The organism is Caballeronia udeis (genome assembly GCF_044909315.1).
In the GTDB taxonomy this organism is placed as follows: domain Bacteria; phylum Pseudomonadota; class Gammaproteobacteria; order Burkholderiales; family Burkholderiaceae; genus Caballeronia; species Caballeronia udeis_A.
Map to the genome: position 1 here is coordinate 104,028 of NZ_JBIYEB010000033.1, position 10,815 is coordinate 114,842.

10 protein-coding genes are annotated in these 10,815 nt (G+C 58.6%); 3 read left to right on the forward strand and 7 right to left on the reverse strand.

Going from position 1 to position 10,815, the window contains the following annotated elements:
- Positions 1–3: 3 nt before the first annotated feature.
- From dmpE to ABH944_RS36820, 6 genes are all read right to left on the reverse strand, one after another.
- Positions 4–786, reverse strand: coding sequence for a 2-oxopent-4-enoate hydratase (dmpE, locus tag ABH944_RS36795; RefSeq protein WP_404612700.1), 783 nt, complete (start codon positions 784–786; stop codon positions 4–6).
- Entirely contained in the window at positions 783–1,769 is a 987-nt protein-coding gene (locus ABH944_RS36800) for a pyridoxal-phosphate dependent enzyme (protein WP_404612698.1), read from the reverse strand. The genes dmpE and ABH944_RS36800 overlap by 4 nt, the downstream gene beginning before the upstream one ends.
- Before the next feature lie 38 nt (positions 1,770–1,807).
- The gene (locus ABH944_RS36805; protein ID WP_404612696.1) at positions 1,808–2,275 is read right to left on the reverse strand and encodes a RidA family protein; all 468 of its coding nucleotides are present in this window, start codon (positions 2,273–2,275) and stop codon (positions 1,808–1,810) included.
- A gap of 76 nt (positions 2,276–2,351) precedes the next feature.
- Complete coding sequence (locus ABH944_RS36810) at positions 2,352–2,984, reverse strand: alanyl-tRNA editing protein (protein WP_404612694.1); 633 nt, start codon at positions 2,982–2,984, stop codon at positions 2,352–2,354.
- A gap of 367 nt (positions 2,985–3,351) precedes the next feature.
- Positions 3,352–4,164, reverse strand: coding sequence for an AraC family transcriptional regulator (locus tag ABH944_RS36815; protein WP_404612692.1), 813 nt, complete (start codon positions 4,162–4,164; stop codon positions 3,352–3,354).
- A 228-nt stretch (positions 4,165–4,392) separates the two neighbouring features.
- Positions 4,393–5,391 carry an NADPH:quinone reductase gene (locus tag ABH944_RS36820; RefSeq protein WP_404612690.1) on the reverse strand — a complete coding sequence of 333 codons (999 nt, stop codon included), beginning with the start codon at positions 5,389–5,391 and terminating at the stop codon, positions 4,393–4,395.
- Between the two features lie 279 nt (positions 5,392–5,670).
- Here ABH944_RS36820 and ABH944_RS36825 point away from each other — a divergent pair, with 279 nt between their 5' ends.
- A complete protein-coding gene (locus ABH944_RS36825; RefSeq protein WP_404612688.1) occupies positions 5,671–6,543 on the forward strand; it encodes an AraC family transcriptional regulator in 873 nt (290 codons plus the stop codon).
- 69 nt (positions 6,544–6,612) lie between these two features.
- Positions 6,613–7,635, forward strand: a complete 1,023-nt coding sequence (locus ABH944_RS36830) for an alpha/beta hydrolase (RefSeq protein ID WP_404612875.1) — start codon at positions 6,613–6,615, stop codon at positions 7,633–7,635.
- Positions 7,636–7,894: 259 nt separating this feature from the next.
- Here ABH944_RS36830 and ABH944_RS36835 read toward each other — a convergent pair whose 3' ends face one another.
- A complete protein-coding gene (locus ABH944_RS36835) occupies positions 7,895–8,251 on the reverse strand; it encodes a DUF4148 domain-containing protein (RefSeq protein ID WP_404612873.1) in 357 nt (118 codons plus the stop codon).
- 726 nt (positions 8,252–8,977) lie between these two features.
- Here ABH944_RS36835 and ABH944_RS36840 point away from each other — a divergent pair.
- Positions 8,978–10,815, forward strand: a 1,838-nt coding sequence (locus tag ABH944_RS36840; RefSeq protein WP_404612686.1) for a sensor histidine kinase, incomplete at its 3' end; no start/stop codon positions are given.

The window sequence follows — 10,815 nt, forward strand, 5'->3', positions numbered from 1 at the left end:
GGATCACGCGAAGCGCATCGAGCAGCTGCCGATGCCGTCAATAGCAACATGCAGGCTGTCGCCGGCCGCGACCGGAACCATCGCGGCTAATGAACCAGACAGCACCACTTCACCTGCCTTCAACGACTCGTTCAGTCGACCCAACGTGTTGGCCAGCCACGCAACCGCTTCGAGCGGGTTTCCAAGCGCAGCAGCACCTGAGCCTGTGGTCACCACCTCGCCATTCTTCTCCAGTTTCATCGCGCATCCGACCAGATCAACCTCGCGCGGATCCACAACGCGTTTGCCAAGCACGAACACGCCGCACGATGCGTTGTCGGCAACCGTGTCTTCGATGCGGATTTTCCAGTCCCGAATGCGCGAGTCGACGATCTCGAAGCAGGCCACCACGCCTGCCGTTGCGGCGAGGACATCCGCCGCGGTCACGCCCGGTCCCTGCAGATCGTGCTTGAGCACAAAGGCAATTTCTCCCTCCGCCTTGGGCTGGATCAGGGAGGCGGCGAGAATCACGTCGCCTTCCTCGTAAAGCATCGCGTCGGTGAGCATGCCGAAATCAGGCTGATAGACCCCGAGCATGTCCATCACGACCTGTGACGTCACACCTATCTTCTTGCCGATGATGCGTTCCCCCGCTTCGATGCGGCGCGCGTTCAGGCGTTGCTGGATGCGATACGCGTCATCGATCGTCAGATCCGGATGGCGACTGGTGAGTGGGTCGAGCACGCAACAGTCTTTTGCTGCGGCGTACAGCTCGTCACCAAGCGAACTGATAAGAACGTCGTTCATGGTTGCTGACTCCCGGGCGAATTCACTTCATCGGAATGACCGGCGAAGGCCTGGTCGCTCTCCGGCCGATAAAAATCGGACCACTCCAGCAACTGCTGGCTGGTTGTGCCTACACCACCGCAGGCAATAACGACGATGCGCTGCGCATCCGGGAAATACTCGGGAACCCGGGCGAGTGCCGCCACCGACGCACCGCAGGCCGGTTCGGTCAGAAGGCGATGCTCCTCGAGCAGGGTCACGCTGCCCTGGATCGCTTCAGCGTCAGTCACCAGGCAGTTTTGGATCTGATGCTCCCTGGCGAGCGCCACGATGCGCGCGGCTACCTTGTTGGCACCCAGCGACGTGGCCACGGATTGGATTTTGGGGAGCGCGACCGGCGCGCCAGTCTTCAGCGCCTCGTTGTAAGAACTGGCGCCGTCGGTCTCGACGGCCAACACCGGTATATCGCTCCAGCCAACTCGCCGCAGTCCTTCAACGACGCCTGCAAGCAGGCCGCCGCCGCCGACCGAGCAAACAAGGAGATCGGGGCGCTCGGTTTGCCGGGCGATCTCCTCGACCATCGTTGCGTGGCCTTCCCACAACAGAGGGTCATCGAACGCATGGAGATACGCGTCACCATCGCCCAGAATCGAATGTGCATGGTCGTTGGATTCGCTGAACGACGCCCCGTGAACCACGACCTCCGCTTCTTCGCCACGAATGAGGGCACGGGCCCGCTCGGATGTTGTCTGCGGCACAATGACCGTCACCGGAATGCCAAGCTCCCGGCCCGCGTAGGCCACCGCATACCCCGCGTTACCTCCTGACGCCGTGACGAAGCGGCGCGCACCCCGGCGCTTATGTTCTTCGCAGGCGAATCCAACACCTCTCAGCTTGAATGAGCCGCTCGGTTGCAACCCTTCAAGCTTCAGAAGAACCGTTCTGCCAGTCTTAAGTGAGAGAGCTCGGGACTTGATTAGCGGTGTTTCGATATGCAGTGTCATAGCAGGACTTCATCTGTAGAAGGCGTTGGCATTTTTCGTCAGCCAAGCTGGATGACAGCGGAGACCTCGACCGGGCAACGAAACGGCAGGCTCGATACGCCTACTGCGGCACGGCTGTGCCTTCCCTTGTCGCCCAGGACTTCAACCAGGACCTCGGAGGCTCCGTTGATGACTTCCGGGTGCTCCGTAAATTCCGTGGCTGCGTGCACGTAGCCTGTCACGGAGCAGACGCGGATCACGCTCACGCCGTCCGCCAGTTGCGAACGAAGTTGCGACAAAATCGCCATGCCGCTCAGTCGCGCGGCTTCTTTCGCCTGCTCGATACTCACTTCCTGGCCGACCTGGCCGAGCGCGAACGGCTTGCCGTCCTTGAAGGCGATTTGCCCGGAAATGTGCAAAAAACCAGCTGCCAGAATGGTAGGTACGTAGTTGGCGATCGCCGCCTTCGGCGGTTGGAGTTCAATGCCCAGTTCTGCGAGACGGGCATCCAGCTCAGCGCGGTTCATAAAATCTCCTCAAGGGTGAAACAGGGGGCGATGCCCGACGCATGTGGGCACACGGCACGAGTGAAAAACGAAAAAATCAGGATTCGAGGTCGTACTGGATCGAGAGCTGTCCTTTCTTCTCCTTGATCTTCAGGATCCTGATGCGGCCGACCTGTCCAGCAGACTTGACGTGCGTGCCGCCGCAGCTATGCATAGGCAGGTCACCGAAGCACACAGTCCTCATGCCGTCGTTTTCGGCCAGATGCCTCGGTACGTCATCTGCAATGAGCTGGTTGACCGTCTGCTCCACGCCCTCCGCGGTCAGCGGTTGCGGGTTACCGCGTGGCTCGAAAACCACCCTTCCCTCACCGGGCCAGTGGTGACCTTTGCTCGCGTACCAACCGCTCTGCTCCACGACGCCGGAAATCAGATGACCGGCAGAGTGAAGCCGTGCATGCAGCATGCGGATCCCGGGCGATACTTCAATCAGCGCATCGCCAACGGCGACTTCCTGTTCGGCGATGTGAACAACCTCGTCACCCTCTTGAATCACGCGCCCGACCCTCACGCCGGCAATACTCCCCTGGTCGGACAGCTGTCCGCCGCCTTGCGGGTGGAACAGGGTCTCGGCCAGCGTCACACGGAACTTGCCGTCGTCGGCGGGGGAACAGTCAAGTACCTGCGTACGCATCGTCAGTTCGTCACTGTTGTAGTAGGTGCGTTTTGTCATTTCGTATTCCTCAATGCCCATTCCCCATTGCGCTCCTGCTTGGTCAAAACCCACTTGACGTGAGGCGCGGCTGGTTGGCAAAAGGCGACTCGTGCAGCGCGACAATCGCGGAAAGACAACTCACTTCCCGCATGACGCCAAGTTAAAGGACGCACGCCCGTCCCGCTTGGAAAAAATTGAGGGTTTGCGCTTGTGGGGTTGAATCGTCGACGGGGCGCCCAGCGCCGATGAGATGCCGCGCATGTACTCGCTGCCTGGCATAGGGCCGCGTGACGCTAATGCCGCGCTGATGCAGCTTCGTCTGGCTGCTGGGGGAGTGCTGGAGGGCGCAGCGCTCGGACCCGGTCGTCTGCTGCGGTCTGGAATGTCAATACTTCGACGGGGATACACCAAAGGCTTGCCGGAACGCCCGATTGAAGTGGCTCTGATCGTAGAAGCCAACTTCCTGAGCCACCTGTGTCAGAGAGCGGTCGGTGCGATTCAGCAAGGAGCACGCACGCTCCAGCCTCAGCCGTACGACCCAGGCGTGTGGAGTCATGCCGACTGTTTGCTTGAAAAGCTTGAGGAAATGGAAGCGCTCGAGGTTACAAAGGGCCGCAAGTTCTTCGAGGGTAATTTTTTCGGCCAGGTGGACATCGCAATACTCCCTGACTCGCTGCCACTGAACCGGTGTGAGTGTGCCTCTGACAAACTGCGGCTTGACCATACGCGTCTGGACGAACAGGCGGTCAAGTAACGTCAGCCATTCTGACTGTACTTCCATAGGCTCGGACCCCGGCGGAGCCGCCCGCAGTGCATCGTGCAATCGGGACAGGTGACCGGCAAGCGACGAATCCTGAAGGACCACCCCACCCTGTGCGGGGAAACGATGTTGGCCTGAGATTTCCTCCCCAAGTCCGTTCAGTAACCGAGGTGAGAGGCGAAATGTCTTGAGTGTGTAAGACTCGTCCCCGGCGCTGATGCCGTCATGCACCTCGCCGGGTGGCATCAACTGGATGCTGCCTGGCGTGAGCAGCAGCGTTTCGCCATGGAATCCCTGTCGCTGGACACCCTCGGTCACCAGCGCGACATGGTAGTCCAGATGGTAATGACGTTCGAAGCGGAAATCGGAAAAGCGCGCCTCGCTAAGCACGAGACCCGGAATCTCGTTGCTGCGTTTGTACTCGACGCGATCCTTCATCAGGGCCTCCTGCAGGGCTTTTCCTGCACCTTGGCGCGAACTACCGCCCCAAGGCGCAACTTGCCCTGCGTTCTCCAAACCATCCACATGTGGTGCCTATTATAGACAGGACGTAGTTTCGGGCCCCGTACCCGCTACGGGCGAGCGCGATGGTGCGGTGAGCGTATGCACGTTTCGGGGCGGTTTTAGTCCCGGGATCTGGAAGGATGAAAAGAGTGCGCTGAACGCTCAGGATTGTGACCCCTGTCTGCGCGTGTCGACGATGATCTTTGCGTTTGCACCAGACTCGACGCGTTCGTGGGCTTTCGAGATTTCCGACAGAGGAAAAACTTCGACCTGGGGATGTTGCAGTGCCCCCCCTTCCAACAGAGGGATGAGCACATCGATGGCCGCCTTCCTCACTGGGACAGGCAAGTTGTAGACGATAAAGAATCGCAGATTCGCGAAACCAACGATCATCGATCTGAAGGGGACCTCGATCAACCCGGTCCCCGAACCATAGATGATCACATCGCCGCCGAACTTCAACAGTTCTCCATATTTGCCGGCATTTGCCGCTGCGTCGACTTCAATGATGGCGTCCACACCTTTGCCCGCCGTGATCTCACGTACCGAGGCAGCCACATCCTGCTCGTTGCGATTGATGACCCACTCGGCACCCAGGCGGGAAGCGAGTTGGCACTTCTCCCGACTGCCCGCTACGCCAATGACTCTTGCGCCCGAGCGCGCGGCCAATTGCGTCGCGTAGCCACCTACCGCGCCGGTGGCGCCGTAGACAAGAACCGTCTTGCCGAGAAGTCCTCCGCAAGCATGCACCGCGTACCAGGCCGTTAAAAGCGGAATCCCAAGTGAGGCGCCCGTCTCGGTCGACACCCTGTCAGGGAGCGGCGCAACCTGGCTGTCGGGCAAGGCGATCAGTTCGGCTGCTGTACCGAACGGTCTTTGCCACTGGCCGTTGATGGTCCAGACTCGCTGTCCGATCCACTGTTTCGAAACGCCTTCGCCAACCGCCTCGACGACGCCGGCGCCATCGCTGTGAGGAATAACGCGCGGAAACTCCATTGCTGGGCTTGTGACGCCCGACCGGGATTTGACGTCTGAAGGATTCACGCCCGAGTGTGCGATCCGCACCAGAACTTCGCCCGCTTGAGCGGCCGGATCAGACTGCTCGCCAACGACGAGTACGTCCGAAGCAGGGCCTTTTGAGGAATAGTACGCGGCCTTCATGTCTTTCGACCTCCAAGCGGGTTTAGTGAAGAGCGCTCTCAAACCGGCGTGTCCCGGCCGAATTTCTCAGCGCAACGCTATCAATATTGTGATTCCTCGCATCTGAACGCGCTTGTAAAAAATTGACAATACGCACTACCGGCCGCCGCTGGGCCAGGCATAACACCCTTACCAGGTCGCCGGTTGTTACCCGGGGCAACCTTTGCAGATCGAGCAAGAGCGGCTAGGTGAAACGTTCCCACTATGGGGCAACATAGTGCAACTCGCACAATCCAGACCATGCCATCGCACGCTGACGCCACAACCGCTTACGCGAAGCGCTTCGACGCCGTACTCACTTATATCGATGTAAATCTCGAGGGTGACCTGTCGGTGGACGCATTGAGCCGCGTCGCGAACTTCTCGAAGTTTCATTTTCATCGGCAGTTTGCCGCCTATGTGGGGGTGCCGGTCTCACGCTACGTGCAACTGATGCGCTTGCGTCGAGCTGCCCGGCGTCTGGCCTCACGTGAGCCGTGCTCCGTGCTCGATGCTGCGCTGGACGCGGGCTTCGACAGCCCCGAATCCTTCAGTCGGGCGTTTAAGCGCTCGTTCGGCATGGCGCCGAGCTCTTTCCGACAGCAGCCGAAATGGCATGTCTGGAGCGCGACCTTCGTCGTCCCCTACCTTTCAAGGAAACTCACCATGCAAGTGCGAACTGTCGATTTTTCTGAAACCTTTGACGCGGCACTCGAACACTGTGGACCGATTGGACTCGTCAACGAGAGCGTGCGCAAGTTCATCGATTGGCGTATGCAAAGCGGGCAATCTCCGCTGCCATCGAGCAGAACGTTCGGGATTCCGCGCAGCAACCCGGATACGACACCGGGCGATGAATTTCGCTTCGACATTTGCGGCGAGATTGACGAACCTGTTGCGCCGAATGTCTACGGCGTCCGCGAACTGGTCATTCCAGGTGGTCGATGCGCGGTTGTCCGGCATTCGGGATCGACCGACCATATTGGCGAAACGATCTATCCGATCTACCGCGACTGGCTTCCTGCGAGCGGAGAAGAACTACGGGACCACCCCCTGTTTTTCCACTACCTGAGCGTCTTTCCTGACACCCCGCAGGACCAGTGGCAGACCGACATTTACATTCCCCTGACGTGACAAGAGGGATTTGCCGTGGTGAACTTGTGCCGGCGCCTTCGTGGCCGGATATGGGAGGTGTTTTTGACTATGCTGCTTGGGACCGCGGTTCTTCTTGCGGTGCTGGTGTCGATTGTCGCCTTTGCCGTGGCAATGGTGGCGACCTCTCCGCGTTCGGCTTCAGAGGAACGGGATGTTTTCGACTTTGGTGGCTTGCGAGTGAGGTCAGACTCACCTCCGCCACCTCTCTCCCGGTACTCTGCCCGAGATGGCGAGAAGCTCGCCTATCGCTTCTACGATTCGACCGCAGACCAGGTATTGATCTTCGTCCATGGATCGTCCTATCACGGAAGCTCCTACCATGATCTAGCCTCCGCCGTGAGTTCATCGGCCGCCGCGAAGGTCATCTTGCCGAACCTTCGTGGTCACTTCCAGTCCGGGCGTCATCGAGGAGATATCGAGTACGTCGGCCAACTGGAAGATGACATTGCGGATCTGACAAGCGAACTGCGGAGACAGGGTTTTCATGGGCCGATCGTCCTTGGAGGGCATTCCAGCGGCGGCGGGTTTGTTATCCGCTTTGCGGGTGGAACCCACGCCCGCCTTGTGTCGCGGTTTCTGATGCTGAGTCCCGTCATCCCGACTTCGTCGACCCTCAGAGAGGGGTCGGGTGGTGGCTGGGCACAACTTCATATGCGACGCCTCATCGGGTTGATCGTCCTGAATGCGCTCGGCGTTCGCGGATTCAACGCGCTGACGGTCATTCAATTTAATAAGCCCGTGCGGCTCTGGGACGGAACCGAGACGCTATCCTATTCCTACCGCCTCAACGCGTCTTATCACCCTCGCAACCGGTATGTTGAAGATGTGCGCAAGTTGGAAGACAGGGCGGCGATCCTGATCGGCGAGCATGACGAGGCCATCGACGCTCAACGTCTGCAGATGTTGCTCAATCGGGAATCCCCTGCGACCTCGTTCAAAATTCTCCCCGACACGAATCACTTCGAGATATTCACAAGCGCCGCCGTGCATAAAATGCTGGTCGAATGGCTGGCGCAGCGGACTGCGGCGATCCCGATGAACAGCACAACCGATGTCGCTGACGTCGCTTAAGCAAGCTGTGCGGCGCCACTGAGTGAGAGAAGTGCAACGGCTGTTGCCGACAAAACGCTTAAATGCTTGATCTTCACGATTATCTCCCTGTCACCGAATCAGGCGCTTACAGTCTCTCAGCGCGTTGCCAGGTCGAGTATGGCCGCGTCGAGGAAGGCGATAGGCCTCACCATAGGTGGAACCGGACAGGACCTCGCCCCAAGACGATTCCGGCACGTTACCCGGATCGTCGGGGCGGTGTCGGGCGAGCCATCGGCGGTCAGTTACCGAAGTAGAGGTTGCAGTAACTTGCGGGGCCGACGCACGACGATGGCGAGGGCTTCGGCAAATGCAGGGGGCTGCCGGAGGCCGAGGTACCGTTCATCGTCGTGCCTCCAACCGCGTCGTTGGCCGCCTGCTGGTTGTCCTCTGCAGCGATCTTCGCTTCAGCTGCCTGAATTTGCGCGGGATACGTCGTATGGTCGCCGTCGCCGGGATGATATCCGGCCTGCTCGAGACGGAGCAGTTCCGCACGCACCTGCTCGCGCGTGACGGGCGCGGTGCTCTGAGCGAAGCTGACGACCGGGCTGGCAAGCGCAGCGCTGGCGAGGACAAGGCATGCGAGGGTTTTCATGATGGAGCTCCTTGAATTGGTTGAACGGGAACGTCGTGTTACGACGGCTCGAATGCTGATCAGCTGGCGAAGTACGGAGTGCAGAAACTCGCCGGGCCGACGCAGTCGCGTGCCGATCAAGCCGTGATTGCTCGAAAACCCGACGGTGCGCATGGTTGCACTGCGTTTTTCCTGTCGGTCGGTTATAGAGCCGTGCCCGTAATAGACATTCGAGAAGAGAAGAACGTGAGTCATTGCGCGGTGAAGTACGCCCTCCTTGTGTCGAATTATGTTGCATTATTCCTCCGTGTAATCATGTCAGTTGTAGCTGGACCGGTTATTTGATGTTCGGCATTAAATGTTCCTTTATGGGCGAATAAATGTTCGGCGTCGCTTTACGGTTATTCGTTACAGTGATTTCTTAAGAGCACGGCGTACACGCTGAGTTACGGATGCAGGTCGACGTGGCACACATCCTGTGAGCACCACGAGCCGTGCTTGATGAGGACAACTGTAAGTTGGTGGTACGGCGTGACGCCCGAGAGCGGCCCCAAGCTTGGCCTCGCCGGCGGCCTCGACGGTTCTCCACCAAATTCCCGGCACAGCCGGCGCAAATCTCAGGAAGGGTTCACCTCGATGAGCCAACCACGAACTTTTGTTCGGCAAGTAAAGGAACATCTGTCCATCGACTCGCTGGTGAACCGGTAGCACAATGGAGCGCATGCTGAAGCTGATCCCCGGAGGCCTCTTATGGCGTCCTGTACTCAAACACGAGGCGATTCTGACGCGGACGAAAAGCCCGCGGCCAGTTCATCGCTGAGCGCGAGTGAAACGGTTCATAACGAGCGCCGCAGATTCGCTGAATGTGTGAATCTTTTTCTGGGACCGGTTGCAGCACTCGGCACCGAGCAGAGCCTCCTTGTCAAACGCGAGTTATTGGTATCACTGTCCCGCCGATCGATATATTGGATCGCGCTACTTTTGGTCGGAAGCCCGTTCTGGTTCGTATATGGATCGTGGATCAAAACGTCGGATATTTATCCCTTGTTCCGCGTCGTCTGGATCCTGGGACTGTGGGGGATGGCCGCTCCCTTGGCAGCATACTTACTGAAAAAGACGATGGCGCTCCCGAAGCACGCCAGCGCCAACGCAGTCGAGCAGATGCACTGGGCATGGGCTGCATTGCTCATGCTGACATCGTTCTGGTGGGCGGCGGCCAGCTTTGGGCTAACCCCGCCCAACTTCGTGGTCCTCCATGGTTATCACTTCAGATTCGCCAGGTATGGCTTCCTGGAACTGACGATGATCAGCCAAGCATTTACTTTGCTGCTGCTCGCACCCAGTTTTCGTGCGGCTTTAGGTTCACTCGTGATCGGCACTATCCCATTCGGATTTAACATGGCACCACTGCTATTTATTAAGCGGCCAGGAATGTTTGACTGGTATACGGCTCAAATGATTGGCTATTGTGTCATCGCATGGTTCATTTGCAACGATCAGCAACGCACATGTGTAAAAGAGATCGTTCTCGACGAGGCGCGATCTCAGGCTGTAGCGGCAACGGCGGAGAAGAACCAATTTATCGCTGCAATAAGCCATGACTTGCGCCAACCGCTCACGACGCTCGGTTTGAAGTTAAATTTCATCGAACGGAGCATTAAATCGGCCAATCTGGCCGAAGACGTCTCGATTGCGCAAAGGCAAGTGGATGCAATGGAAGGCATGATCAACGGGGCGCTGGATATCTGCCGCCTCGAGTCCGGCACCTGGAATGTAGAAATTCAGGAGGTGGCGCTGCCTTCCCTTTTACGCGGCATAGTCGTGGATATGCAGCCGCTGGCCGCAGCAAAGGGGCTGAAGTTAAGACTCCATAGCCGACCCTATCTGGTCCGTACGGATCGATATGCGTTGGACAGGATCGTCCGGAATATGGTGATCAATGCGGTCCGTTACACGCCTTCCGAACAGGGAGGAAAGAACGGACATATTCTGGTGAGTTGCCAGAGGCGTAGCGACCGCGTAAAGATAAGCGTCTGGGACAACGGGATCGGTATCCCTGAAGGGAGACAGGCGGATATCTTCAAAAGCTATGTGCAGGTCAATAATCCCGAGAGGAATCGTGAAAAAGGGTTCGGCCTGGGTCTGTCGATTGTCCAGGGTCTCGCGAACCTTCTTGGTCACACACTGGACGTGGACTCGACACCCGAACGGGGATCGCGTTTTTCGGTGACGGTCCCCTTCATAGGACTCGTACCGCCAGAGTTGCTCGGGGTTCAAACGGTTGAAAACGGCGACCCGGATTTGACCAATATGGTCGTGGCGATCATCGAGGACAATAGCGACCTGAGAATCGAAATATCGATGCGCCTGATCGAGCGTGGCTGCTACGTCGTGGCGGGAGAATCATCATCCGACGTCATCAAGCAGTTGCGCATTGAGGCTTTGCCAAGTGGTCCGCACGTCATCCTCTCTGACTACCGGCTGGAAAACGAAGACGGTGTGGCTGCGATTGCGGCGGTCCGCGCTGCTACCGGCACTTCGATCCCTGCGATCCTGTGGTCGGGGGACACCTCGTCAGCTGTGCTCAA